Genomic DNA, 25,827 nt, shown 5'->3' with positions numbered 1-25,827 from the left:
GGGTCTCGCGGTTCAGCGGCCGACGTGCCCACGCAATTCCGGATGGAGTTCGGCTCGAACTGCAGTGATGATGCTTGCGGCATCATCCTGGGAGAAACCACAAACCAGCAGCACCTGATCAGCCAGCGCGAGAGCGGCCGCAATGTTCTCTGGAAACACGGTGCTGGCTCCCGCCCGTGCCAGCGATGAGATTTCCTGATCATCGGCTGCACTTACGATGGAGGATGCTGTTGGATTTTGCTGGCGCACATAGTGAAGAATGCGTTCAATCAAATGACGTCGATCGAAGGTTACAACGACGAGGCGCGCTCGGGCGACGCCGGCAGCCTCCATAACCCGCTTGCGGCCCGCGTCCCCGAAGACGACCTTGTGTCCGGACTGTTTTGCCCTGCGAAAGCGCATCAGGTCAGAATCGATCGCAATGTAAGGAGCCTTTGCGGCCTCCAGCACGAGCGCCACTGGGCGACCCACGCGTCCGCAGCCACACAGGATAACGTGATCGCTGAGATCTCGGCTTTCCTCGCGGATGGCAGCCTCTTCGGCATGTGTTTTGAGGCGATGTGAAGCACCGCGAACGAGTTCCGCAAATCGCGAGCTCGCTTGAATCAGCATTGGGCCGAGCGCCATGGACACCGCTAGGGCCAAGAGAGCGGGCTGCCCAACGCTCGCTTCCAGGGCATTCACTCGCATCGCCTGTGTGAGTAGAAGTAAACCAGCTTCTCCGCCGTGTGCCAGAATAAGGGCAACTCGCACTGCGACCGGTGCTGGCCAGCGCATGATTGCACCAACCTGGATCATGACGAAGGCCTTTCCTGGCAGGCATACGGCTATCCAGGCGAGGACGCTCATGGGCGCCACAACGACGGTTGAGGGATCCACCTCCATGCCGACGGTGACGAAGAATAGGCCCAACAGGATGTCGCGAAAGGGTCGGATATCATCCTCTACCTGATGACGGAAGTCGCTTTCGCCGACCACCATACCGGCGAGGAATGCTCCGATCGGCCCGGAAAGACCGGCGACATGTCCGACGAACGCCGTACCGAGCGCGAGCAACAGAACGGTGAGCAGAAATAGATCCGCCGAGTTCGTCCGGGCAACCCAGGTAAGCCAGGTGCGAAAGACCGGTTTGCCGACGAAAGCCGCCACGCCGAGTGCAATCGTCGCTGTTGCGAGCTGGCGCAGTGCTCCCAACGGTTCCGGCCCACCGCCTAGTTGCCACCCACCCAGGACAACGAGAAACGGAAGGACAGCAAGATCTTGAAAGAGAAGGATTCCCAGCACAAGGCGGCCTTGTTGGCTGCTGACCTCCCCCTGGTCGACCAATTGCTTGAGCGTGATTGCGGTCGATGACATCGCAACTGCACCACCGAGCAGCACCGCGCCGGATAAGCTCACACCCGAAAGCGCCGCAATTCCCGTCACGATAAAAACGGTAAACCCGACTTGCAGACTGCCGGCGCCGAAAACGTCGCGGCGTGCGGCAATCATTGCCGAGAGCGAAAACTCAAGGCCCACCATGAACATGAGAAAAATGATGCCGAGCTCGGCCAAAAACCTTGCTTCATCGCTCGCGGCGATCAGTTGCAAACCGTGCGGTCCGATCACCAAGCCGGCCAGCAGGTAACCCCCGGCCGCCGGAAATCTCAGACGCGCGACCAGGCTGATGGCGCAGACGGAGGCAAGGATCACGACTAGCGTCCTGATCAACAGGTCGTCGGCCATGCGCAGCTCCGATGCGCGTCGCACTCACTTCATTGTCCAAAGTTGTCAGCGCAGTGATGAGCATCAAGTTCCGCCAATCCGAGAAAAATATCAGCGCTCAGCGGCTGACAAACGTCAATGCGACGACGGCGGACGAAGGTTAAGCCTTTCGTTCCGAATGGCTATGACAGTTGCTCACGTAGCGGAAATCCGCGTGACGAGCGCAACTCGGAGTCGCCGGATATGGCCACGTTCAAAGCAACCGATACTATCACAGTGATTGAAGGCTATGACGCAATCCGCATCTTTCTCGAGGCCGTTTGGCGTCGCCATGGTCGGCCCGTCGAGCAGATCGCCTTTTTGCTCGGTAGCTTGAAGTGGGCCGACGGGGCGCCAGTCGATCCGACATCGTGGCAAGACTGGCAGGCAGCCGTCCAAATGGCGGTGTCAGCCGGATCCTGCAAGATCGCCGTAGGCAAATGATCGCGTTGCAGTAGCGTGAGCGCTGGGCACCGGAAACACGCCGTCAGGCAAGGCGAGACCGTTTTCGTGAGGTGGAGGGCAAAGCGGTACGACTGTTCCGCACAGGCGCACCGCTCATCTCTGGCCAACGCAATCCTCAGTGTCGCAAGCGAGGGCCAACCATCTGCACGCAACTCGACGAAATCCGCAATGATCCGTTGATACTCATCAAGGTGACTTTTCTTCGCAATAGAGAAGAATAGCGGCGCTAACGGTACCTGCCAATCCGCAATGGCCGTTCCGTGGCACTTTCACGCAACGGGAGCGCGTCATGCCAATCACTATCTGCCGTCTCTATGATTCATATGCTGACGCACGCCGGGTCATCGTCGCGCTTGAGGTCGCGGGCCTGCCGTCTTCGGAGACCAGCATGATTTCGAACAATTCCGACACCTGGTACAAGTCCACCGAGAGCACGAATATTGTGCCTTCGCGGAAACAGAATAAGAGCAGGGAGACCGCCCGCGATGGCAAGTTCGAGGGTGCGGCCGTTGGGGCTGCAATCGGCGCAACGGCGGCGACAGCTGCCAGTCTCATTACGATGCTAGCGCTTCCCGGGATCGGCGCCGTGGTGGGCGTGGGATGGCTTGCGGCGATGTTGGGTAGCATGGCGATCGGTGGCGTCACCGGCGGCCTGCTGGGAGTGCTGACCAATGCCGGCATCAGCGAAGAAGATGCGCACGTCATTGCCGAGGGCGTTCGCCGCGGAGGAACATTGGTCGCCGCGCGGGTGCCACCGGCCGAAGTGCCGCGAATAGAGCCGATTATGAACCGGTTAGCGGTAAGGCTTCAGGAACGTTGCGAGCTATACCGCAGGTCGGGCTGGCAGGCGTTCGATCCAAACGCTGTGCCCTATACCGCTGACCAGGTACGGAACGAGCGCGCATTGCATACTCATTAGCAGGCCAGCCGGCAGCCGACGTTCAAGGCTGCTCGGTCAGTCGAATGAACCGCACAGGAGTAAGCCATGAGCTATTACGATTTTGATGCTCGCAAGTCACGGCGCGCGGGCTTTCCGCCGTCGGTCGCCGAGATCGACGCCGGCTTGCGGGCCCATACGCAGCGCGTCTACGGTTATATGGCCGGCGGCCTCGCGCTGACCGGCCTCGTCGCCTACCTAGCCGCGGCTTCCGGCTTCTACCAGTCTATCGCGGCGACGCCACTGATTTGGCTTGTCATGCTGGCGCCCCTCGGCTTCGTGCTGGGCTTGAGCTTCGGTATCCAGCGCATGGCCGCAGGAACGGCAATGCTGCTGTTCTGGCTCTATGCTGCCGTCATGGGGCTCTCGCTTGGAGGCGTCTTCCTGGTGTTCACCGGGGAGTCGATTGCGCGTGTGTTCTTTATCACGGCGGCGACCTTCGGCGCGATGAGCCTCTACGGCTACACGACCAGATCCGATCTTTCTCGCTTTGGATCGTTCCTCATGATGGGCCTGATCGGTATCGTGATTGCGTCCCTCGTCAATATCTTCATCGGATCGAGCGCGCTTCAGTTCGCTATCTCGATCATCGGCGTCATCGTGTTCGTAGGCCTCACTGCCTACGATACACAGCGCATCAAGGAGATGTATCTTGAATCCGACACCGGCGAAATCGCCGGCAAGAAGGCCGTGCTTGGTGCGTTGGCGCTTTACCTTGATTTCATCAACCTCTTCATGATCCTGCTCCAATTGTTCGGCCAGCGCCGCGACAACTAGGCGGCGCACGGATTGATAGTGATGGCTCGTGTTCTGATCGTACTAGGCGCGCTGATCCTGGCGGTTGGCCTGCTTTGGCCCTATCTGAGCCAACTCGGATTGGGGCGGCTGCCCGGCGACATCGCCATCGAGCGGGGAAACACGACGCTCGATTTCCCGCTGATGACATGCTTACTTATCAGCGTGGTGTTCAGCCTCGTACTTTGGATCGCGAACCGCTGACGCGACGTCAGAGCTACCGCGCAGTACACCGGGCGCCACGCGACACCTGTGCTTGCAGCAGTCGCCTGTGCGAGCGTCGGCGACGACGTCTCGCGACCTGGCGCGCTGACGACGATCAATTTCCGATTTGTCTTTGTACAGAATTGCAGGACGAAGCGACACAGGCGGCAAGCGATTTTTGACAGACGCCAATGTGGACCATTTTCCATGCGGCTAGAGTCAGCGTGGCTGCGGGCTAGCGTCCGCGAACTTGGCACACCGGACGTTGATTGGTCATAAGTCAAGAAGTGGAGATCTCATGATGAGGAAAACAATGATTGCACTCGCGGTCGGCACGGCCGTGGTAGTCGGCTCGGTGGCAAGTTCAACCCCGGCGGACGCTCGATGGCGTCATGGATTTCCCGTCGCTCCGATAGTCGGTGGCCTGGCGGCTGGCGCACTCATTGGCGCCGCACTCGCAGCGCCGAAGCCATACTACTATAGCTACGCCTATGAGCCCGTCGATTTCGGACCGTACTGTCGGATTCGGCGTGAACGCTTCTGGGACGGTTGGACGTGGCGGATCCGCCGGATCGAGGATTGCTACTGATCCTCTCGCGTTCGGGAGGCGGTCCGGCAAGGGAAGCCTGGCGAGGGTGACGTCAGGTTTCCCCTTGGTCCGTCGGAATGAGTATCGGTCCGCCGCTATATTGCATCGCTCAAATTGCGGCTCGCTGGTCGATCGTCATCAATGCCCGTCGCGCCGTCTTGAAAGTGAGCCCAGGGCTGCATCGCATGTTTGCTGGAACGGTTCAATGATTAAGGACATTATCATCAATCTCGAGCATCAGGTCGCACGCGATCCAGCCCGCGATTTTGCCATTTCGATTGCGGCGATGTTTGACACCCACCTTGCCGGTGTTGCCTTCGCCTACGCCCCTGATTTTCCAGGTTACCCCGTGATGGAGCTTCCGCCTGACATCCTGGCCCAGATGGTCGCGAGCAGCGAAAGATCTGCGCTCGCCGCGATCGAACGCTTCGACGCGGCTGCCGAGCGTAGCCTGGTTTCATCGGAGCACCGGTTGCTGAGGACGATAGGCGCAGAGGCGCCCGCGATCTTTGCGACCCTCGCCCGGCGCTTCGATCTGAGCGTGTTCACGCAATCCGAGCCGTTTCGCGCGGTCAACGATGACATGATCGAAACGGGGCTGTTCCAATCAGGGCGTCCGCTCATCGTTGTGCCCTTCGTCCAGAAGGACGGGTTGAAGCTCGATCACGTGGTGTGCTGTTGGGATGGCAGCCGCGCGGCGGCGCGCGCCTTCAACGACGCGTTGCCGCTGCTCGCGAAGGCGACGACTGTGGATCTCTTGATCGTGCTGAACGGGAAGACCAACGCCGAGAACAAGGAAGTCCGCGGTGTCGAGATGGCGGCTCACCTCGTACGTCATGACGTCAAGGTCGAGATCGCGACTGTTCCGGCCCCTGACATCGATGTTACCAATGCCATCCTTTCCTATGTCGCAGAGAGTTCCGGGACCCTGATCGTGATGGGTGGTTACGGTCACGGGAGGCTGCGCGAAGTCATTCTGGGCGGCGTGACCCACGATATGATGAAGTCGATGACGGTGCCGGTCTTCATGTCGCATTGAAGAGTGCGACAACCTGCGCCAGGAGTGAGATCGATGCAGCTCGGTCTTTACGCATTTGCTGGCGCCGCCGCCTTCCTCGGCGCTACGGTTTACATCGGCCTTGTCGAGCAGCCAGCGCGGCTCAGGCTCAATACTCGTGCGATGATCCAGGAATGGAAACTGAGCAACCGGCGCGGCACGCTGGTGCTATCGGGCTTTGCCGTCCTGTCGGCCGCGATCGCTCTTGTACAGTTCAGGCAGAGTGGCGACGTTCGCTGGATCATTGGGGGCACTACGATTCTGGCAAGCTGGCCGTATGCCTATTTTGTAATGATGCCAGTGAACGTCTGGCTGTTCGCCATTCAGCTAGGAAAGCCGGTTTCGGCGGTGCGCAGGCTGATGCGGGACTGGGGGCTCTTGGAATGGGGGCACGCCCTGATCGGATTCGCAGCCTGTAGCGTCTTCGCGTGGGCGCTGGAATTGCCGCCTTGATTGATCGCCGTCAATGTCGGAGCGCTGCGCTTCGGCCAAGGTCGCTCATGCTACAGGCGAATGAAGGGTTCTGCCAGCGAGGGCCGATGCTGCATATCGATATTCCGACGTTGGAGGAGTTCAAGGCGCTGGCGCAGATCAAGGGCGAGACCTGCGTTTCCCTATATCTGCCGACATCCCCCTTGGGGAGTAACGCCCAGCTCAACCGTACTGCGTTCAAGGACTTGGCTAGGGACGCGCTCTCGCAGCTCGGGGTAGGCGGCGTCGACAACAGCAAGATCGCTGCCTTCGAGCGGCAGTTCGATCACCTCGCGGGCGTAGAGCACAATATCCAGGATGAAGACAAGCTCAGAAGGCTCCAGCGTCGAAAGCCGGATCCGGTCGATTCGTTCTGGCATTACCTGTCTGCTGGCCTGGCGGTGCTCACCACGTCTGCGACAATGCGAGCGTTCCGCCTGCCGGATTCGCCAAAGCCACTCGCCGAGGTCGCGGACCGCTTCCATCTAACTCCGCTGATCCGCGCCATGACGTCGCCGCACGATATCTTCGTGCTTGCACTGGCGGAGGAGAGCGTTCGGCTGATTCACGCCTTCGCCAATTTTCCGCCAGAACGGCTGCAGGTTCGTGGCCTGCCCAAGAACGCGGAGGAAGCGACCCGGCGGCCATCCTTTCACGTACGCGCCCCGCGCGGCAGACTGCAGAACCTCGAAGGCGAAAAGGTGCTGCTGCACCAGTATATCAGGAAAGTCGAGCACGCCATCCGCAGCCTGCTTGCGGAACACAATGCACCGCCTCTGGCTCTCGCGGCGGAGGAGCCTCTCGCGTCGATGTTCCGTTCGGTCACCAGGTATTCAAGGCTGGCCGACGAGACGATCGAAGGAAACCCAGGCCGGAAGACGGATGCCGAACTGGGAGATACAGCGATCCCGATTCTCGACCGTCTCTATTCCCGCGAACTGAGAGCGGTGATCGCGCGCTACGACGAGCTCAAGCCCCGACGTGCAACTACTGACGTTTCCTACGCCGCGCATGCTGCGACCGCAGGCGCCATTGATCAGCTCGTTGTCGATCTTGATGCAGTTGTGCCCGGCCTCGTCAGCGACTTCGATGGCACCGTGACATATTCAGCTTCTGACGATGCCGAAACCTACAGCGTTGTCGACGAAGTCGCGCGGCGGGCGCTGTCCACGGGCGCCAGGGTCATGGGCGCCAAGCAGCATGAACTACCGAACCGGGCTCCGCTCACCGCCATCCTCCGCTACGAATTCCATTGAAGCACGCAGCCATGGTGGTGTGTGTGCGCCTTCGGCATTTTCGATCAGCCTGGCCTTAATTCCCTCCATCACAGCGACGCAAGTGGTTCCGAGATCGATCCTTCGTGGCGACAGCATCTCTGCGGGAATGAGGGGGTGAGGGCCGCGATGGGCTAGCGGCGATCGTATGCGGGACGCATGGGCCGCCGAGGAGGAGGAGGCGGCTACCTACGCGTCCCGGCTCAGGCGGCCTACTTGGCCTCCGCCTGCGAGGCGTCCTTGACCTCGATCTTCTTCGGCGTGGACTTGGCCGGTTTCGGTATTGTGACCTTGAGGACGCCGTTGGACATGGTTGCCTGGATGCTGGACGGATCAATGCCGGGAGGCAACTGCAGCACACGCATGAACATGCCGTAGATGCGCTCGCTGTGCTGCACGTTCTTGTCTTTCTGATTTTCCTCGACCTTCTTCTCGTTCTCGCCCCGGATCGTGAGGGTATCATCCTCGATCGATATTTCGACGTCCTTTTCAAGGCCGGGCATCTCAGCGGTGACCTCAACGGCCTCGTCAGTCTCGGTGATTTCGATGTTAGGGGTGAGCGACTTCGTTCCGTCGTTTGAGGCTATTCCTTGCACCAACTCGTTGAACAGCCGGTCGATCGCCCGATGCAGGCCGAATGGTCCGAAATCCGGTCGCATCGGCGCGCCGCTCTACGGAACCAATGATCTTAACCTCATGGCGTTCTCCGTTTTGCCTCGACGAGACTTAACTAGCGTGCGGATAACAGGTCGCGGCCGTTATGGACTGACCACGATCTGGTCATCGACACGGGTGATGCCCGGTGCCGACCATGCGACACGCTCGGCTTCCTCGCGTTCGATCCACGAGCGAACGGTGCCTTTCAGGATGACCTCGCTGCCGTGGGTTTCGACGGCGATGCGATTGGCATCGACCTCCGCATTCCGCTTGAACGCCTCTTGGATCCTGCGCTGAATGTCGGTGGCCTCGACCCTGGGCTTTAGTGAGATGATGTTAGTCACGCCCTTGGTCCCTTTTACCTTTCGCACGGCATTTTCGGCCGTGGTTTTCTGGTATTGCCATTCCGCCGTGCCTTCGAGGGTCAGCCAGCCGTCTTTGACGATGACCTTGATATTTTCGTGCGAAATGGGCAGTTGAGCCTTCAGACTGGCAATCGCATCGCGCGCGATGTCCGGATCGGGCCTTTGATCGATCGACGGCAGGCGGACTTCGATGTCATTCGCGACGGCATGTACGCCAGCGACGCGCTTCGCCGCGTGCTCGGCTTCCAGCCGGTCACTGTAACTTCTGGTGAATCCGGCCAGTGTGACCACGCCATCCTTCACTGAGATGGCGATATCCTCGGCATCAAGATCGGGATCCCAGTTTAACTCTTCGCGGACGTCGCGTTCTATTTCACGGTCGGATCTCATGATTGGCTCCTGGTCTGTACAAAGCGGATTGTGGGATCGGCGGGTCATCACGCTACCGATCAACGCCATCCTAAAAGGCGTCACACGTCCAGCCATGATGCTCATCAACTTCCGCGGCGGTTTTCTCGATGCGGCGCTGTTACTGCGCTATGATAAGGCTGACGCGAACTTCGTGAGCCAGTAGGCGCTTTGCAGCATCGACCGAGTTGATGATTGCTGTGAGCGGTTGGGTAAGTTCGTGAGCGAGTGCAGCGCCATCTGGCCGTGAGGCGCGCCATATGAAACAGCCTCGTTGCGCAATTTTTCAATGCGGAGGCCGGCTTACGGGCGCTCGAGAGTCTCCGCCACGAGCGCGTCCTGTTTGTCTCCGCTAATTCGATCGGCAACGCCAAAAAGCGGCGATCGGCGACCGCAGAGCGAAAGGTAATTGGTCGCTACCCGACCTTGCCGGATTATCGAAGCCAATCGTCGAAAGATTGCACGGTCAGCAATGCCGTTTTCGGGCACGCTTAGAGTTGGTCCGCCGCTCAGGAACGCCAACTCGGACGAGAGGTATCCAGGCGGGAGGATCGCTTGCCGGAAACGTTTCGACCAGGCTCATCAGGACGAGTTCGTCGTCGACCGCGGTCGTTTCAATTTCACGGGCGAGCTGGGCTTTGGCCCGGCTCTTGCGACCTTGATGGCTCGATCGCCGTTGCGTCATCACAGGTCCGCCTAGACAGCCGTGCCCACGGCCGTAGGATTGGTCCCCTGCTGCTGCCGCGCTCGAAGTCGGAACGAGAATATGACCAGGGCGATGCCAAAGGCGATGGCATACGCGCCCATCCACCAAGTCAGGACGAGAGCTCCGATCAAGGGCGTGAAGAAAAGCAGCGAGCCATATGCCAGCGACAGAATGCCACCCAAAACCAACCACCACCGGCCATGCTCCAGGTTGAGGCGAAACCCCGCAGCCGTCATCAACCCACCGGTGACGACCGCCCATGAGGCGACCAGCAATACGAAGGCAAGCACGGTAAGGCCCGGCCAGAGGAGGGCTCCGATGCCCACGGCGATATTGACCAGCCCTTCGAAGATCAGGAATCCCCAACGGCCCCTGCGGCGCATCGCGCGGACCGCCGAGATGATGCCGGCCACGCCGTCGACCAGCATGTACGCGGAAAACAAGAGCACCAGCGACAGCATTGTCGGGCCGGGAAAGATCAATGCGAGACATCCGAAGACGATGCCGAGAATGCCTCGCAACAGGAACAGCCACCAGGTTGGAGCGAGCGCTGCCGTGGCATGATCGGTTTGGGCATCCGAGGGGCCAGTGAACGTCGTGCTGGTCATGACATGCTCCCGCAATCTGGCTTCGATTGATGTTTGGTGATGTTTAGCGCGTGCTGGATGGCGGGCGCATTGACGGCCGTCAGAATTGTTTCCTTCCACCTTTGAGCCGTATCGATCTTCGCGGGTGACCGCTCAGTCGAAATTTGTTGGAACTCTATCGGCCGGTTGCCGACTCCAAAGGTTGTCCATGGATCAGAAATCGTTTCCCATCGTTGGCATCGGTGCCTCCGCAGGCGGTGTTGAAGCGCTGGAGACTCTGTTCGAAGTCCTGCACAACGGTATGGCTTGGTCCACCACTTTCCAGCCGACGACGAGCGATACTCAGGCCGCCCAACTAACGAAATTGCGGCAGATCCTGCGCAACGACGGAGGTGTTAATCATGACCCAAGCTGCCGGCGATAAACGGCGTTGAAGCCGAAAAGTCCGATAAAGTCCGATGATGACACTTGCTCGGGCCGCGCGGCGTCCCCGGCGCGCCAGCTCCTGCAAAGATGACGTCCCAGCGCGCAAAGAAGAACCGAAGTACCTCGAGCCCGGCTTCAGTACCTGATCCCGGCTTCGCGGCAAAACGGGACGAGGCGCTCTAGCTTCGTTCGATGAGCACCTTGCCTCGAATCACGCAGAGGGTGCGCTCGCCGTCAGACACCTCGGTTGCGAGGTGGATGTTGGTCGCCGGACGCACGTTCTTCTGAAGAACCGCGGGCGTACAGTGAACGGCATGAGCGCAGGCTTCGTCCACGTTCTCGAACTGGAGGCCACGGCGGTCCTCCGCCAAGCGTCCATTAAGGTACCGATGGAAAAAGAAACGCTTCATCCCGCCCCAACTCGGTCCGACGCCCAACGTTCCAATATGAACGAACTGCCAATTTCTGATCGGCCAATTTCTGATCAATTGGCAGGCGCGATCGCCGGTAGGTGGAAATTGGCTCCTATCGGTGAGCTTGGGCGCGTGGACCTCCGGGACAGATATCTCGCGACTACGAAGCGTGGATCGAGAGGGTGATTTTACCGACTACATGACCCTCGGCTAGACGTTCGTGCGCCTTGTAGGCGTGGGCCAGGGAATAGCATTCCGCGATCGGAACTTTGAGTTTCGCTGCCTGGACCGCCGCGTTGAGGCGTTCGAACTCGCGAACGCCGGAAATGCCGTCGTAGCGGACCAATTCCGTGCCGCGCCGCTTCTTCGGGGCCGGCTCGATGCCGTTCGGGTGCGCCAGCCGGCCGCCGGGCCGCAGCACGTTCAGGCATTTCTCCAGCGCATCGCCGCCGGCTAGCGCCAGGATGGCGTCGACGCCGTCTGGCGCGAAGCGGCGCGCTTGGTCGTCGATGTCGATGCGCTTGCCGTCGACGACGACATGCGCGCCCATCTCCCGCACGAGCTCCACGCCTTCCTGGTCTGATGCTGTTGCGAACACCCGGGCGCCGCGAAATCTTGCGAATTGCACGGCAAGCGTTCCGACACCGCCGGAAGCGCCGTGAATGATGATGGTCTCGCCCTTCTTCAGCTTCAGTGCCTCGTCAATCCCCTGCAGTGCCGTCAATCCCGTAATCGGGATCGCACCGGCATGTCGCAGGTCGAGCCGTTTTGGGATCGCCGCGACCTTGTCGGCGGGCACGGCGACGTATTCGGCGTAGAAACCGCCTTTCGGGTTCTCCCAATTGTAGGAATAGACCTCGTCACCGACTTTCAACCGTCGCACCCGCGAGCCGACGGCGGCGACGATTCCGGAGCCGTCATAGCCGAGCACCAATGGAAAATGCGGCTTGCGGGGCGCATAAAACCCTTCCCGGACGTCGGCATCCCACCGGCCGACGCCGGCGGTGTCGACGGCAATCATGACTTCGTCAACGTCCAGCGGCGGCACCGGTAAAGCATGACCGGTGATAACCTCCGGGCCGCCGAAGCGGTCGATGGCCGCCGCGAACATGGTGCGGGGGACATGCATCGTGTGATGCCGGAGAAGCGAAGCATTGCGGGGACGATCGAGCATGGTGGCTATCTCGCGTGGGCTTTCCGCTTGCATGGACGAGATTGCCGGCCGCGACGCTGACGTCGGTCAATTTCGGAAAGCAAATACGAGGGCAGCGGCCCGCCTGTTTAGCGCGACGCGCCGCCCTGTCGTTCCGCCGCGCGGACTAACTGACGGCCCTCAATCGAGGGTTCGGGATGGAAGAACGCGCCCCCCCCCCGCGAAAGAGCCTCGGTATGGAACGGCGCTGCGACTTCGGCAAGTTGATGCCCATCAACGTATAGGGTGGCGAGCGGTGTAGCCTGCGAGCAAACGGATCGATGTCAGCACGATGGGGTCGCCAATGCAGCGCCACGGCTTCGTGCGAAGCGACGACGGTAGCGAACTGCGCACGCCACCGCCGCTGTTCGAATCGCACATGCGGGCGAACATCCAGGCCGTTATCGCAGTCGCAGTGGTGTTGCTTGCGCTTTGGGTCGCGCACGATTTCCTGGTAGCATTGATCTGGGCAGGCGTGATTGCCATCACCACTTGGCCGATCTACGTTAGGTTTGCGCAGCTGATCTCTGGCCGTCCCTCATCATTCCTGGCATCGTTGCTGTTTACTTGCATAATCGGCCTCGTTCTTCTCATACCCATTGTCTTGACCGTGCGTCAGGTCGCCCAGGGGAGCAATGCTTTTGTGCACGTGCTCAATCGCCTGCGTGAGAGCGGAGTTGTTGTCCCGGCCTGGCTTGCGCAGCTACCGATCGCCGGCGAATACCTCGATCTCTGGTGGCGTGCCAACCTCAGCAATCCTGAGGCTCTCACGGAATGGCTTCGCGGCGTAAACATCGAAAATCTGACGAACTGGACTGGCACGCTCGGCGGCGCACTTCTGCATCGTCTCCTCCTCTTCGCCATTACGCTGATCGCGCTTTCCTTGATGCTGCGTGACGGAACATGGCTTGCGGACCGATCGGTCGTCACCGCTCGGCGCCTGCTCGGCAATCCCGGCACTCGCCTGATCGGCAAGATCGCCGACGCAACCCGCGCCACCGTGAACGGAACGATCGCAGCGGCGATTGTGAAGGGCGCTGTCGTCGGTATCGCCTACGTCATGATGGGCGTGCCTCATCCGCTGCTATTTTCAGTGCTGACAATTGTATTGGCAATGGTGCCGCTCGGCGCCTGGGTCGCGCTTGCGGCGGCTTCTCTGACTTTGGTTGTTCAAGACGGCACCTTGTTGGCGCCTGTCGGACTGTTTGTCTTTGGCGCGGCGGTCCTGCTGATCGGCGACAACTTCATTCAGCCGGCTCTTATCGGAGGCGGCGCTGAGCTGCCCTTCCTGCTGGTGCTGATCGGAATTCTGGGCGGGATGCAGTCGTTCGGATTAGTCGGTCTCTTTCTTGGGCCGGTAATCATGGCGGCGCTCCTGACCGTATGGCGCGAATGGATCGGCATCCGGGAGTGACGGTCGGGCTGTTCGTCACGATATCCTGCTGCTTGTAACTCTCATCGTTCACCGGGCGTGAAAAAAAGGACCGCGCGGCTTTCGCCGGCGGTCCAAGTCTCGGGAGGAACGCCCACGGAGGGCAAGCGACGCGGGGGTCGCCAAGTTCAATTCGCAGATCGAACGGCCTTATGCATTGACGAGACTCAATTCTCTGCCTGGATTTTGTATTTCGCGGGGGCTGATACCCGTCAAGGTGCCGACGATCGATTGACGCAACATTGCGACTAACCGGGACGGCGAGTATCGCGCCATGCCAGACAGCGGCTTCGAAACATTTGCGAAAGTTGGCGAACCCAACACAGCCCGCGCACTCCCGAGGCGTTCTCCTTACCTGGATCGGGATCTTCACGGTTCGACGGAGACGCCTGGTGAAGAAGGCGCGTCTGCGCCGTGGCGAAGCCGCTGGCGCCGGCCACTGCTGGCCCTTGGTCCGGTCGCGCTGGTCGCCGGCGCGCTCGCCCTCAATCTGATGACCGGCCGCTACGTGTCGGAGGAAGACGCTTATGTTCAGGCGGTGAGCGCGTCGATCAGCCCGCAGATCTCGGGCCAGGTCGTCGGCATCGCAGCAAAGTCGAACGCGCCGGTGAAGAAGGACGACCTGCTCTTCAACATCGATTCGCAGCCCTATCGGATTGCGCTGGCCAATGCCGAAGCGCAGCTCGGCGTTGCGCGCGACCAGGCGCACACGCTGATCGAGACCTATCGCGCACGCCAGAAGCAAATCGATGAGGCAAGGGCCACGGTCGACTACACGCAGGCCAATTATGAGCGCCAGCAGCAGCTCTACAACACTGGCGCCGCGCCTCGCGCGACGCTCGATGCCGCAATACGCGACTATCAGGCGGCGAAAGCCAATCTGGCAAGCTTGGAGCGGGAGGCGGCGGCAGCGCTCGCCCAGGTCGGCGGCAACCTGGATTTGCCGGTCGACCAGCAATCCGCGGTCAAACAGGCACAGGCGGCCGTCGATCTCGCGGCGCGTAACCTGCGGCTCACCTCCATCGTCGCACCTTTCGACGGCATTCCGCACAATGCCGAGAACATCGCGATCGGGGTTTTTCTGAATGCCGGGCAATCCGCGTTTCCGCTGGTATCGACGCGCGATCTCTATATCGAAGCCAATATTAAGGAGACGGATCTCACCTACGTTAGGGAAGGCAATTCGGCGCGCGTCATCGTCGATGCCTATCCGGACACGCCGATTACATCACGGGTGACGTCACTGGCGCCGGCGAGTGGATCGGTCTTCGCACTATTGCCGCCGCAAAATGCCACAGGCAACTGGGTGAAAGTCGTGCAGCGCATATCGGTTCGCCTTTTTTTCGATCAACCCGCGAACCACCCGCCACTGCGCGCAGGCATGAGTGTCAAGATATCGATCGATACCGGCCACCAGCGATCGCTCCGCGAGCTGTGGCGCGACTTCACCGCGATCTTCGGGGCCTGACGTGGCGCGCGGGGCCTTAGAGAGCGGCGTCATGAACCGCGGAATGATCACAGCAACCGTGATGCTTGCGACCCTGATGCAGGCGCTCGACATCACGATCGCCAATGTCTCACTACCCTATATGCAGGGCAGCCTGTCGGCAACGAGCGACCAGATCAACTGGGTCCTGACTTCCTATATCGTGGCGGCGGCGATTGCTATGCCGGCTACCGGCTGGCTTGAGGCCAGGCTCGGCCGCAAGCCATTATTCCTGACGGCGGTGATCGGCTTCATAGTAACGTCGATGCTCTGTGGGACGGCCGTGTCGCTGGGGCAGATGGTCGTCTTTCGCCTGCTTCAGGGTATCTTTGGCGCGCCACTGGTGCCGCTCTCGCAATCCGTGCTGCTCGACGCCTATCCGCCGGAGCAGCAGGGCCAGGCGACGGCGATATTCGGCCTCGGCGTGATGTTGGGCCCGATTCTCGGGCCGACACTCGGCGGCTGGCTGACCGATTCCTATAGCTGGCGCTGGGTATTTTATGTCAACCTGCCCTTTGGCGTGGCGTGCGCGTTCGGCATTTTGCTGTTTCTCCGACGGCGCGCCGAGCGGCCCCCGGCGCGGCGGCTCGACTGGCTTGGGTTCGTGACACTCAGCCTTGGCATTGGCACATTGCAGCTTTTCCTCGACCGCGGCGAGCGCCTCGACTGGTTTACCTCTCGCGAGATTCAGTTGGAGGCCGCGCTTTGCGTGCTCGGCCTCTATCTCTTCACGGTCCACTCCCTGTCAGCGCACGATCCCTTCGTCGACCTTGCGCTCTTCCGCGATCGGAATTTTGTGATCGGTATCATCCTGATTTTCATCGTCGGTGTCGTGCTGCTGGCGACGCTGTCGATGCTGACGCCCTATCTCGAGAAGCTCATGAACTATCCGGTGCTGACGGCTGGCCTCGTACTCGCTCCACGCGGTGTCGGGACCATGATCGCGATGCTGGCGGTCGGGCAGCTCGTCCGCTACATCGACGGGCGGATCTTGATCGCGACGGGTTTCGGACTGACGGCGCTGTCGCTCTATTTCATGACCGGCTTTACTCCTGATGTATCGCAGGGCACTCTGGTCCGCACCGGTCTGCTGCAGGGTTTCGGCCTCGGATTCGTCTTCGTGCCGCTCGGCACGGTGGCGTTCGGAACGCTTCCGCCGGCGTTGCGGACGCAGGGAACCGGGCTCTTCAATTTAATGCGAAATATCGGGGCGAGCATCGGCATTTCCTTGATGAGCTATCTGCTGGTGCGCAATTCAGCCACCACCCAGGCCGGGCTGGTCGAGCACATCACCTCCTACCGGCAGGTGATACGCGACCACGCCCAACATTTCGGTCTCGCCACCGTTCAGGGGCGGGCCGCACTTACCCAACTCGTTTCCGCACAGGCAGAAGCTGTCGCGTTCATCGACAATTTCAAGCTGATGATGTTCGTATCCCTGCTGGCGATCCCCCTGGTAATGCTGATACAACGTCCACGCCGATCTGCTGGAAAAGAGGGTCCGCCAGGAAGGCTTGCAGAAGCGTGAGACGCCAGAAGCGTGAGACGCGTCGTGTCGGAGGCCTTGATGTCGATCAAGCAGGAGTTGAGGGAGGCAAGGGAACGATTGGGGCTGCTGTCGCTGTATCAGCGCTTCGAGTACGTCGTCGTCATGTTCCTCACGGCGTTGATCGCCGTCATCGTCGTCGCCGGGCTGTGGACGCTGACCCTGAAGATTTTGTTTGGGCTGGTTCTCGCTGGAGGATTCGATCCATCCGACTACTCGGCGTTCCAGGCTGCATTCGGCATGATCCTTACGGTGATCATTGCACTTGAATTCAAGAAAACGCTTCTGGTGATGGCTGAGCGCCGTGATACTGTTGTCCAGACACGCTCGGTCGTGATGATCGCGTTATTGGCCATCTGCCGGAAGGTCATCATCCTCGATCTCACAGAAACGGACGCGCTGCACATCTTGTCACTGGCGGCGGCGATCCTCACGCTCGGCGTCATTTATTGGCTGATAGGTGGTCGCGATCCGGCGGAGGAAGAGATGGCCTGACGATAGGGAGTACGAAGCGCTATCGACTGCCGACGAAAACTGGCAGTTTTTGGAGCGCACTATGGCTGACGCCGGCAACACAATGTAGCCGGAAGAATCGAGCTTAAGGCTACGGTAGCGAATAGCGACAAGTCCGGTGAAATCGCCGACGGCAAGGACGGCATAGATGTTACCGTCCTAGCCGAAGATGAAATCATTGATCCGTCCGATCGTCTCGCTCTTTTCGTTGACGACGGGTTTTTGCTTCAGGCTTTCGGCATGGTAGCCCGGGGCAACCTCGTTAGTCTCGGGCCGCGTGAGCCGATTTCCTGTCCCGCGGCTCCCGCGGCGCGATTCATCCACGGAGCGAGACCGTCGTCAAGACGACCGCCGCTGGCGATGGCCACGAGAAGCGGGATCTGATCATCACGTCACCCCGGTTGCCGCCCGCGGACACGCCATGCCGAGCCCGGCGCGTCGCCGGTATCACCCGCCGAGATCAATCTAGCTGCGGATCGTTACCGAGAAGGCCGGTCCGAGGTATTGGTCGTCGATCCGCCAGCGTTCGATCCCGTGGTACTCGAACCCGTCGTGGTGTTATCCATGACGATCTGCGTAACGAGCTTGTTGTCAGGATCGATCAGCAGGATCCGGTCCGGCAGTTTGACGAAGAGAAGGTTCTTCGTCTGGGGAACCTGGTCGGTAACGTTGCCTGGCATCGACTGCGCTGACATGGAATCGGGAAGTTTATTGCCAACCTGCGGTTGCCCGTCGGAAGGCGCGGGCTGTGAAGGCGAAGACGCGAGCCCCTGGCTGACGGCCTGTTGCTGATTTACCGTCAAGTCGGAGTGAACGTCGCCGGGCGCACGCTGGGCGGCGGCGAAGCTTACGCTGCCAAGAAGCGCAATGGCGATCGCGCCTCCGCGAATTAGCTGGTGCATGGTCGTCTCCTGAATAGACAGAGGGATTGGATCAACCCAGGCGGTCGGGGATACCACGACACTCGAGCCGCATGGTGATCAAACATTTATACAAGTGACAAAGCCGGAGCACGTTGATTGCCGTCAAGATCACACGAGCTTTCGTGGCTTGATAGATTGATAGGATGAGTTGATCGTCCGAGTTGGCTGCCGAGCAGGACGGCCAGCATTACGGAACCCGCGGCCATCCGGGAGCGTCCATGTTTGACCCTTCCGATCCGCGCCGCTTGACCGGCAGGTACTCCACGCCGCCGCCGCTTTGCATTCGGACGGGCTGCGGATAGAGCTTGAGCAGCTCAAGGACGTTGTGCGGCATGTCGGTGCTCACGGGCAGGCCGAGCGACGTCGCGACCGAGGCCCATATCGGATAGTCGTGGGTCCATGTGCCGGACGTTAGGGTCTCCGCGACGGTGCCGGCTTTCTCCGCGGATAGTCGACGGGTCAGCAGATCGCATGCGGCCTGTTTGACCTGCGTGATTGCCTTGCGGCCAACGTCGGCCATGATCAACGTCCGGTCGTCGACCTTTGCAATCGGCTTGTCTGCCGCGACCTTGATCAGCGAGGCGGCCGGTGAGTCTCCGAGTTGCGGATCGATCGGGCCCAGCACGGAATGTTTGCTCATGACGATTTCGTCGGCGGCGAGTGCAATCAGTGTACCGCCCGACATGGCGTAGTGCGGCACAAAGACGGTGACCTTCGCCTTGTGCTCCCGTACCGCTTTGGCGATCTGCAGTGCGGCCAGGACCAGTCCGCCCGGAGTATGCAGCACGAGGTCAATCGGCACATCGGCGTCCGTTAACTGGATGGCGCGCATCACGTCCTCGGAATCGTTGATGTCGATGTAGCGCGCAAGCGGAAAGCCGAGAAACCGCATCGTCTCCTGCCGGTGCACTAGCAGGATCACCCGCGACTTTCGCTCGCGCTCGATCTGCGAAATCTTGCGCACCCGCAAGGCTTCGAGAAAATGCTGCCTAAGCATCGGCTGGAGCGCCGAGAATATGAAGAACATCCAGATAATATCGCCTATCGACAAGGTGTCCTCCTCAGCGGGCCGAACGTTGGTTGGATCGTAACGGCGAGACACAAGGCAAAATGCGGTTCCGCGTGCCGAGCAGCATAGAGATGTCATCTTCATCGGAACTGGCGCCGAGAACATTGAACGCCGCCGTGCCGTGCACCATGATCGTTGTCAATATTCGTGGCTCAACGGCGCCAATTGACCGTCGTGTCGTATTGTAATTGATGCTCGTCAGGCCTCTCCCAACAGAGGCGCTATCATTTTTATTAAGCCGACGCCATCAAGGCCTGACCGACGATGGCCGAGCCAGCGGCTCACGAGCCGAACAATCTGGCAAGCCACCCCCTCGCAAAATTGGTGCAATTCGTTCTTCCATCAGGGAGATGAACGACGAGCCTGGTCCCCAATTCCCGCGCAACTGGTTGCGCGGCAAGTTCGGCGTCTTCCCTGGTCGCATGGTGGCCGAGCTCGCACCCCTTGTCGTCGCGAACGACCCAGTCGTCGAAATTGTCGTCCGGAACAACGTGAATGGCCGCAACCATAGAGAGAACTCCGCACACGTACCAAGATGTTGCAACATCGAAGAAGGCGCCGTGATAAAGATCAATTTCGTGCCCTGCGAGAGAATTGCGCGAAACTGACGATCATCAAGGGAAGGCCGACCTGGCCGTCGAGTTTCCGATCACTGCAGGAATGCCGACTCGCGGATCCTGTCCGCGCGATGTTTCTCGCTGCAAAAGGGCTTATTGCGAGCTTCGCAAAAGTTCGCGTTCTCCTGCTTCAGCGCGAAGCTGTTCTGGCTGTTCCCGCAACGGGTGCCGCCTCAAAATAGTTTCGTGATTATGCTTCGCAGAGAAGCGACGCGATCATCCCTACATTGACGGACGTCATGGTCAGGCGAGACTTTGTTGGGCAAAGTTCTTTCAAAAGCTTGCTGCGAACCAAGGTGTGTTGCTCGCATCTGTGCCAATTCGCAAGGCAGGTGGCGTTTTCGTTCGCAGCGGCAGGCGGCAGAGATAGCGGTCGCCGTAGCGCACCCCGGGAAGGAAAAGACGATGCGCAATCCTGCCGCTCAGGCCGCTCTAGCGATTGAAGAACAATTGGTAGCCATCCCAGCCGGCTCGCAATCGCTCTACGGTAAGCTGACGGTGCCGCTAGAATCCAGCGGTCTCATTCTGTTCGTGCAAGGTAGCGGCAGTGGCCTTCACAATCCTCGCAATCGCTACGTGGATCGCTACGTGGCGCGTCTGCTCAACGAGTCCAATCTTGCGACCCTCCTTACTGATTTGCTGACGGTCGAGGAGCAAGAGATTGACCTACGGACGAAGCAGTTGCGGCTCAATATTGCGCTGCTCGCCGAACGGCTGATTGGAGTGGCCGACTGGTTCACGCAGTATCCGGATACGAAGGGCCTACGGCTCGGCTATTTCGGAACTGACACCGGCACAGCGGCAGTATTGGAAGCGGCGGCGTTGCGTTCTGATCAAGTTGGTGCGATCACCTCGCGAGGAGGCCGTCCTGACTTCGCCGGTTCTGCCTTGGTGCGCGTCAGCGCACCGACGCTGCTCATTGTAGGTGGAAAAGACCTTGAGGCGGTTAAGCTGAACCAGGAAGCGTTCATGCAGCTGAAATGCGAAAAGCAGTTTGCCCTCGTGCCAGGCGCAACACGTCTGTTCGAAGAGCCCGGTGCGCTGGACGAAGTGGCATCACTGGCGCGTCGGTGGTATCACAGTCACCTCGTTGGGTGAACGCGGTCCGCGAAGACGCGGCGAGGGATCAGTTGGGCTACCGCTTCGTCCGCTCAATTTCGTTGGACAGGAGCTGAAGTAGGAGCGCGCTGCGCGAACCGTGGACGCGAAACGTCTAGAGGCGGATGTCTCGCAGGCTCGCGATGTCAAGGACCCCAAGAAGGTCATCGAGTTATCCGGCCACTCACCAGCGCGTGCAGCCAAGTCGCACAAAGCGAGGGCGGACCGCATGCGGAACAATTTGTTACTCTAAATAACTGCCATCCAATTAGCACCTTCCTACATTTCTGTAGCGCTGCTTGGTTGATGCGAATGTCGATCGAATCGTACGCCCAGCAAATTGTCGACTTCGTGCGTCAGAACGAGGCCTGGGCGCCGCCGATTGTTTTCGCGCTCGCTTTCGGCGAGTCTCTAGCATTCATCTCGATGTTGGTTCCGGCTTGGGCTGCGCTGATCGCGATTGGCGGGCTGGTCGGCGTGAGCGAGATCAAGTTCTGGCCGATCTGGGGCGCCGCCTCGATGGGCGCGGGGCTCGGCGATTGGGTATCCTACTGGATCGGCTTGAAACTGGGGAAGGCCATCTACCGCAGGTGGCCTTTCTCCCGTCATCCGGATCTCATTTCGAAGGGGGAGGCTTTCGTGAAGAAATGGGGCGTGTCCGGCGTCTTCATCGGTCGTTTCTTCGGCCCGTTGCGCGCAGTCGTTCCCCTTGTCGCCGGCATCTTCGCGATGCCCTTTTGGCCCTTTCAAGTCGCCAATTTCGCTTCGGCATTCCTGTGGGCAGCCGTGGTGCTGCAAATTGGCAAACTCGGATCGGACGCCCTGACTTGGCTCTGGGAGTAGGCGGCACCAATTTCGGTGCTCATTGGCGCAAGTGCCAGCTCCAAACAGACTCAGATCAGATAAAGCGGGTCCGTTCAGGCTGCCGCGCGCCGGTGGCCGCTGCCCAGGCGGTATCCAGGCGGCATGGCGCCCACGATCATCAGCATTTCGCCTAGCGTTTCGGAGCTCACGAGTCCAACCAGCCGGCCCGCACCATCAAGTACGCGACAGCGGGCGCACCTTCTTCCTGTAGGAGTTTGAGCGCGTCTTCCAGCGTGCAGCGACGGTTGCAGGTCGGGAAGGGCGACAATGTCGCGTCCTTCATGCGGGCGTCGGGGCCGAGCTCTTTCAGAGCGCGGATAAGGTCGGCGCGGGACAGGATCCCGACCGGTCGCTGCGCATGATCGACGATCGGGAATTCGCTCTGGCTGGTGCGCAGCAGGAGCTCGATCGCCTCGTCGAGGCGCGATTCTGGCGCGAGCGTTGCGAATTGCGTCATCGTCGCGGCGTCGACCGGCACGCCTTGAGACAAGGAGCGGAGGGCGACCATATGGGCCTCCGAGGAGGCCGCCAGATAAACGAAGATCGCGATGAAGATCAGCATCGGGCTCCCGAACAGACCGATGAAGCCGAGCGCGAATGCGACCCATTGACCGATCATTGCAGCGATCTCGGTGGCGCGCACGAAGCCGAGCCGCGCTGAGAGGAGCGCGCGCAGGATGCGTCCGCCATCCATCGGGAAGGCGGGGACCAGATTGAAGAGCGCGAGGAACAGATTCACCGATGCGAGTCGGTCGACCATCGAGACCCTGGCGCTCTCGACCGCCGCGAGTGAGCCGCCGTCCAGTGTCGCGCTCGTGACGAGGACGAGACCGAACGCGATCACGACATTGACCAGTGGGCCCGCGATCGCGATGAGGAATTCCTCAAGCGGCTTTTCCGGAATGCGCTCCAGCCGCGCGACGCCGCCGATTGGAAGCAGAATGACATCGGGTGTCAGAACGCCGAAGGCGCGCGCCGTCAGGATGTGGCCGAGCTCATGCGCCAGCACGCAGAGGAACAGAAGCACCATGAAGAGAAGGCTGCTCCAGGCCGCATTGGGCCCGCCCGAGACGTAGCTCGCGCCGAAAATCCAGGCGAGGAAGAGGATGAACGTGATGTGGATTCGGACGGCTGTTCCGGCGATGGAGCCGAGCTTCAGGGACCAAGACATGGATGGCCTCGCAACGGTGGAGCTTCGGGGCAGAGGTAGGATGAAGCGGCTCTCCTGCTGCCGCACTGACAAACCGCAAGCCCAACGGTGTCAATCCGCTTGCGTATTTTCGAGGCCGATCCCCCGGCTCAGGATCAGGTCGCCGCAGGTCGTAACACGCCAAAAATCTCGAAGTTCCCCGAATGCCCGTGATCACGCAAAAGTCGCACTTGTCTCTTGGCCCGATCGCCGCTTCGTGACAAGAGCAATCCCCTCATCAAAGGCGCCTCTTGTGAGCAGGCCAGAGGAGGTGACGTCGTTAGACATTTGAGAGGATCACACGCGACTCGTGCACCGACGATAAGGACTAAGGGAGCCAGAAATCGTCCCACAAAGCCGTTGTGCGAACGAGAGTTCCTCTCAGCGCGCCTGATTGCGCCCGCAAAATGTTGGTTCCGCGGCTATGCCAGGAAGTTTGCGTGCGTATCTTCACGTGTGGCCGCGTCACTGCGCGTGCAGGCATCATCGCCGGCCTCCAACCTCGTCGACATGCCTCAACAGATCGGCCGGATCATCGTAAACGCGGATTGCACCGGATTGCCTCAACTCGTCTTGCCCATAGCCACCGCTCAAAAAACCGACACCCAAGGCCCGGCATCGTATTGCCGCCAGCATGTCCCAGAGGCTATCGCCGACAACCACTGCTGCTTCGATAGGTGCTCCCAGTCGGGCGGCGGCCGCGAGAAACAGGTCCGGATCGGCTTTGGCATATTTGACATGATCGCGCGTCACCACCAGGATCCTATCAGCATCGACGCTGAGCGCGGCCAGATTGACGGCTGCGGTTTCCATGCGGCCGCTGGTCGCAATCGTCCACGGAATACCGGCCTCCGACAACCACGACAGCAATTCTCGAGCTCCCGGCAGAGGCCGAATGTATCTTGCCTGCTGACGGTACGCGGCGGCGCGGCCCTCGCGCAGCCGTTCCGCGCGCTCATCGCTAATCTCGAACCCCGTCTCGCGCAGAAGCTGGTCGGTGAACAAGCCGCCGCTCATGCCGATCTTGCGATGGATGCGCCAGACCGAAAGCTCAATACCTTCGGCGTCAAGCGCGTGCTTCCAGGCAAGGACGTGTTGGTACACGCTGTCCACCAGCGTTCCATCAAGGTCAAATATAAACACGGGCTCAATACGCATCCGATTTCTCCTTGCTCGATAGCATTGTCATCTGCAATGGCAGAGCACCTTTGATTTGGCGGTGCCAGCGCGGCAATCCTCGGCCTTGGCGATCAACGGCCGTTCAGGCGGCGAAGACAAAGGTCAACCATAGCGCCACCGCTCCGACGAGAAGGCAAAGCAATGCCATGGCCCCGATCTCAACGGCAAATGGGCCGCGGCCGATCACCGCCCCGATAGCGATCTTGCTGACGGTATTGCTGGCGACGGCGCCGAGAATGGCCGCCGCCGCATCCGAAGTGCTCAGGATTTCAGGCGTGAGGCGCGCCATGGAGACGGTGATCGCATCAATGTCGGCAATTCCCACGAAGATCGCGCCGGCCAACGCGCCCGTAGCGCCAAACGTTTCTCCCACCGCTCGACTTAGCATGACGATCAATCCCAGAAAAAACGCAAATCCCACCACTGACCAAAAATCAAACGGATTGCGAAAATCTACACTCTGATGGCCACCGGTGTCAGTCTTTGGCCAGTACACCCAGATGATGGCGAACCCGGCTGCCACGAGCGAGGCAGCAACGAGGGTCGGCGCGAGAAGCACGAGAAGACCAGGCTTGAGCGCTGCCACGATGGCGGCCACGCGGAGGAACATGATAACGGACGCGACCGCGACGCCGGCCGCGAGCAGACGGGGTGAGCCTTCACCCGCGGCAGCATGGCGTGCGTTGGCGATGGTCACTGCTGTGGAAGACGCGAGCGCGCCGGCCGCGGCCGCCAACAGCAGCCCACGGCGCGCGCCGAAAATCTTCACCGCGGCATAGCCGAGGAACGAGACGCCGGCGAGGACGATGGCGATGATCCACACGTCGCGCGGATTGACCCCGCCGAAGGGGCCGACCGGATGATCGGGCATGATCGGCAGCCCGAGGAAGGTCATGACGAGCAAGACCAGTCCTGACTGCAACTCAGGCCAGGTGATATTCTCCAGCCAGCCGTGAAGCTCTTCTCGAAAGGCGAGCAGGCCCGCGGCCGCGACTGCTGTGCCGGCGGCTACCCGCAGATCGCCGAGCACCGCATAAGCGCCAAGAGCAAAAGTCAGCATGCCAGCGATCGCAGTGGTGGCCGAGAAAGTTCCAACCGCCCTGTTCTCATCGCGGGTGAAGAGAGTAACGACCGCCGCATAGGCGGCGAAGCCAAGGCCGAGAACGATACCGCCGACGGCGCTGGCGACACCTGCTGACGATTGTGACGACAAGGCCAGCGCTAGTGCCGCGATTACGCCGCCGAGCAGACCCGAAATGGCAAAGGTGCGGATTCCCGCCGCACGACTTCCAGGGCTCGCTTGACGTCGGCGCCAACCTCGTTCGAGGCCGATCAATAAACCGATGCCGAGCGCGACCGCGAGACGAGAGATCAGCTCTTGGAGGTCCTTGGACGGGTCCATGTCCAGACCGTTCTAGGCGCGATCGGGTCCAGTTTCAGATCAAACAACAACAAAGGGATCAGGCGCGGCCTCGTCAGCCAAACGCGGAGCACCTATGCGACCATTGCGCCGCTCGGCAATGACTGCCAGCCAGCGTTCGAAACGGCCTCGGGTCTTCCTGATTGCATGCGCGCAAAATCCATCATTTACATTTACGAAATCTAGGGGCTCCCGCGCTCGC

The 25,827-nt window shown here is 60.5% G+C and carries 28 protein-coding genes; 16 read left to right on the top strand and 12 right to left on the bottom strand.

Annotated elements, in window-relative coordinates; translation table 11 throughout:
* Window positions 1-12 precede the first annotated feature (12 nt).
* Window positions 13-1,725 (bottom strand): cation:proton antiporter domain-containing protein, encoded by a 1,713-nt coding sequence (locus Q2941_RS01785; protein WP_458191410.1) that lies wholly within the window; start codon window positions 1,723-1,725, stop codon window positions 13-15.
* Between the two features lie 222 nt (window positions 1,726-1,947).
* On the opposite strand from Q2941_RS01785, the gene Q2941_RS01780 reads away from it, so the two are divergent.
* The 8 genes from Q2941_RS01780 (at window position 1,948) to Q2941_RS01745 (ending at window position 7,517) form a co-directional block, all read left to right on the top strand.
* Window positions 1,948-2,187: a hypothetical protein gene (locus Q2941_RS01780; RefSeq protein ID WP_458191409.1), complete on the top strand. Its 240-nt coding sequence runs from the start codon at window positions 1,948-1,950 to the stop codon at window positions 2,185-2,187.
* Window positions 2,188-2,596: 409 nt separating this feature from the next.
* A complete protein-coding gene (locus tag Q2941_RS01775; RefSeq protein WP_458191408.1) occupies window positions 2,597-3,127 on the top strand; it encodes a hypothetical protein in 531 nt (176 codons plus the stop codon).
* 66 nt (window positions 3,128-3,193) lie between these two features.
* Complete coding sequence (locus tag Q2941_RS01770) at window positions 3,194-3,922, top strand: Bax inhibitor-1/YccA family protein (protein ID WP_458191407.1); 729 nt, start codon at window positions 3,194-3,196, stop codon at window positions 3,920-3,922.
* 21 nt (window positions 3,923-3,943) lie between these two features.
* Complete coding sequence (locus Q2941_RS01765; RefSeq protein ID WP_458191406.1) at window positions 3,944-4,144, top strand: DUF2905 domain-containing protein; 201 nt, start codon at window positions 3,944-3,946, stop codon at window positions 4,142-4,144.
* Between the two features lie 298 nt (window positions 4,145-4,442).
* Window positions 4,443-4,733, top strand: coding sequence for a hypothetical protein (locus Q2941_RS01760; protein WP_458191405.1), 291 nt, complete (start codon window positions 4,443-4,445; stop codon window positions 4,731-4,733).
* Between the two features lie 205 nt (window positions 4,734-4,938).
* Complete coding sequence (locus Q2941_RS01755) at window positions 4,939-5,772, top strand: universal stress protein (RefSeq protein WP_458191404.1); 834 nt, start codon at window positions 4,939-4,941, stop codon at window positions 5,770-5,772.
* Window positions 5,773-5,805: 33 nt separating this feature from the next.
* Window positions 5,806-6,243: an anthrone oxygenase family protein gene (locus tag Q2941_RS01750; RefSeq protein WP_458191403.1), complete on the top strand. Its 438-nt coding sequence runs from the start codon at window positions 5,806-5,808 to the stop codon at window positions 6,241-6,243.
* Window positions 6,244-6,290: 47 nt separating this feature from the next.
* Window positions 6,291-7,517, top strand: coding sequence for a baeRF11 domain-containing protein (locus Q2941_RS01745; RefSeq protein ID WP_458191402.1), 1,227 nt, complete (start codon window positions 6,291-6,293; stop codon window positions 7,515-7,517).
* A gap of 230 nt (window positions 7,518-7,747) precedes the next feature.
* Here Q2941_RS01745 and Q2941_RS01740 read toward each other — a convergent pair whose 3' ends face one another.
* Both Q2941_RS01740 and Q2941_RS01735 read right to left on the bottom strand, forming a co-directional pair.
* Window positions 7,748-8,194, bottom strand: coding sequence for an Hsp20/alpha crystallin family protein (locus Q2941_RS01740; RefSeq protein ID WP_458191401.1), 447 nt, complete (start codon window positions 8,192-8,194; stop codon window positions 7,748-7,750).
* 99 nt (window positions 8,195-8,293) lie between these two features.
* Window positions 8,294-8,947 carry a BON domain-containing protein gene (locus Q2941_RS01735; protein ID WP_458191400.1) on the bottom strand — a complete coding sequence of 218 codons (654 nt, stop codon included), beginning with the start codon at window positions 8,945-8,947 and terminating at the stop codon, window positions 8,294-8,296.
* Between Q2941_RS01735 and Q2941_RS01730 the strand changes: the two genes are divergently transcribed.
* Window positions 8,946-9,131, top strand: coding sequence for a hypothetical protein (locus Q2941_RS01730; protein WP_458191399.1), 186 nt, complete (start codon window positions 8,946-8,948; stop codon window positions 9,129-9,131). The two genes, Q2941_RS01735 and Q2941_RS01730, sit on opposite strands and share 2 nt — an antisense overlap.
* A 530-nt stretch (window positions 9,132-9,661) precedes the next feature.
* Here the strand turns inward: Q2941_RS01730 and Q2941_RS01725 are convergent.
* Window positions 9,662-10,279, bottom strand: coding sequence for an HdeD family acid-resistance protein (locus tag Q2941_RS01725; RefSeq protein ID WP_458191398.1), 618 nt, complete (start codon window positions 10,277-10,279; stop codon window positions 9,662-9,664).
* A gap of 187 nt (window positions 10,280-10,466) precedes the next feature.
* On the opposite strand from Q2941_RS01725, the gene Q2941_RS01720 reads away from it, so the two are divergent.
* Window positions 10,467-10,682, top strand: a complete 216-nt coding sequence (locus Q2941_RS01720; protein WP_458191397.1) for a hypothetical protein — start codon at window positions 10,467-10,469, stop codon at window positions 10,680-10,682.
* 181 nt (window positions 10,683-10,863) lie between these two features.
* On the opposite strand, the gene Q2941_RS01715 is transcribed toward Q2941_RS01720, so the two are convergent.
* The gene (locus Q2941_RS01715; RefSeq protein ID WP_458191396.1) at window positions 10,864-11,094 is read right to left on the bottom strand and encodes a DUF6894 family protein; all 231 of its coding nucleotides are present in this window, start codon (window positions 11,092-11,094) and stop codon (window positions 10,864-10,866) included.
* A 163-nt stretch (window positions 11,095-11,257) separates the two neighbouring features.
* Window positions 11,258-12,271: an NADP-dependent oxidoreductase gene (locus Q2941_RS01710; RefSeq protein WP_458191395.1), complete on the bottom strand. Its 1,014-nt coding sequence runs from the start codon at window positions 12,269-12,271 to the stop codon at window positions 11,258-11,260.
* A 322-nt stretch (window positions 12,272-12,593) separates the two neighbouring features.
* On the opposite strand from Q2941_RS01710, the gene Q2941_RS01705 reads away from it, so the two are divergent.
* From Q2941_RS01705 to Q2941_RS01690, 4 genes are all read left to right on the top strand, one after another.
* Window positions 12,594-13,703: an AI-2E family transporter gene (locus Q2941_RS01705; RefSeq protein WP_458191394.1), complete on the top strand. Its 1,110-nt coding sequence runs from the start codon at window positions 12,594-12,596 to the stop codon at window positions 13,701-13,703.
* A 292-nt stretch (window positions 13,704-13,995) separates the two neighbouring features.
* Complete coding sequence (locus tag Q2941_RS01700; protein ID WP_458191393.1) at window positions 13,996-15,189, top strand: efflux RND transporter periplasmic adaptor subunit; 1,194 nt, start codon at window positions 13,996-13,998, stop codon at window positions 15,187-15,189.
* Window positions 15,190-15,220: 31 nt separating this feature from the next.
* Window positions 15,221-16,735, top strand: coding sequence for a DHA2 family efflux MFS transporter permease subunit (locus tag Q2941_RS01695; protein WP_458191392.1), 1,515 nt, complete (start codon window positions 15,221-15,223; stop codon window positions 16,733-16,735).
* 39 nt (window positions 16,736-16,774) lie between these two features.
* Window positions 16,775-17,248 (top strand): phosphate-starvation-inducible PsiE family protein, encoded by a 474-nt coding sequence (locus Q2941_RS01690; RefSeq protein ID WP_458191391.1) that lies wholly within the window; start codon window positions 16,775-16,777, stop codon window positions 17,246-17,248.
* A 497-nt stretch (window positions 17,249-17,745) separates the two neighbouring features.
* Here Q2941_RS01690 and Q2941_RS01685 read toward each other — a convergent pair whose 3' ends face one another.
* The 3 genes from Q2941_RS01685 to Q2941_RS01675 form a co-directional block, all read right to left on the bottom strand.
* Window positions 17,746-18,168 carry a hypothetical protein gene (locus Q2941_RS01685; protein WP_458191390.1) on the bottom strand — a complete coding sequence of 141 codons (423 nt, stop codon included), beginning with the start codon at window positions 18,166-18,168 and terminating at the stop codon, window positions 17,746-17,748.
* Window positions 18,169-18,376: 208 nt separating this feature from the next.
* On the bottom strand, window positions 18,377-19,291 hold the full coding sequence (locus Q2941_RS01680) for an SDH family Clp fold serine proteinase (protein WP_458191389.1): 915 nt from the start codon (window positions 19,289-19,291) through the stop codon (window positions 18,377-18,379).
* Between the two features lie 248 nt (window positions 19,292-19,539).
* The gene (locus Q2941_RS01675; protein ID WP_458191388.1) at window positions 19,540-19,767 is read right to left on the bottom strand and encodes a DUF2188 domain-containing protein; all 228 of its coding nucleotides are present in this window, start codon (window positions 19,765-19,767) and stop codon (window positions 19,540-19,542) included.
* Between the two features lie 513 nt (window positions 19,768-20,280).
* On the opposite strand from Q2941_RS01675, the gene Q2941_RS01670 reads away from it, so the two are divergent.
* Both Q2941_RS01670 and Q2941_RS01665 read left to right on the top strand, forming a co-directional pair.
* Window positions 20,281-20,973: a dienelactone hydrolase family protein gene (locus Q2941_RS01670; protein ID WP_458191387.1), complete on the top strand. Its 693-nt coding sequence runs from the start codon at window positions 20,281-20,283 to the stop codon at window positions 20,971-20,973.
* Between the two features lie 312 nt (window positions 20,974-21,285).
* Window positions 21,286-21,816: a DedA family protein gene (locus Q2941_RS01665; protein ID WP_458191567.1), complete on the top strand. Its 531-nt coding sequence runs from the start codon at window positions 21,286-21,288 to the stop codon at window positions 21,814-21,816.
* A 166-nt stretch (window positions 21,817-21,982) separates the two neighbouring features.
* On the opposite strand, the gene Q2941_RS01660 is transcribed toward Q2941_RS01665, so the two are convergent.
* The 3 genes from Q2941_RS01660 to Q2941_RS01650 all read right to left on the bottom strand — a co-directional run bounded on the left by Q2941_RS01660 (window position 21,983) and on the right by Q2941_RS01650 (window position 25,607).
* On the bottom strand, window positions 21,983-23,008 hold the full coding sequence (locus tag Q2941_RS01660; protein WP_458191386.1) for a site-2 protease family protein: 1,026 nt from the start codon (window positions 23,006-23,008) through the stop codon (window positions 21,983-21,985).
* A gap of 501 nt (window positions 23,009-23,509) precedes the next feature.
* Window positions 23,510-24,184 (bottom strand): HAD family hydrolase, encoded by a 675-nt coding sequence (locus Q2941_RS01655; protein ID WP_458191385.1) that lies wholly within the window; start codon window positions 24,182-24,184, stop codon window positions 23,510-23,512.
* A 103-nt stretch (window positions 24,185-24,287) separates the two neighbouring features.
* The gene (locus tag Q2941_RS01650) at window positions 24,288-25,607 is read right to left on the bottom strand and encodes an MgtC/SapB family protein (RefSeq protein ID WP_458191384.1); all 1,320 of its coding nucleotides are present in this window, start codon (window positions 25,605-25,607) and stop codon (window positions 24,288-24,290) included.
* Window positions 25,608-25,827 lie beyond the last annotated feature (220 nt).

It is taken from the genome of Bradyrhizobium sp. UFLA05-153, assembly GCF_054185185.1.
Note: the sequence above shows the minus strand (reverse complement) of the source record. Positions and strands in the feature narration are given on the sequence as shown.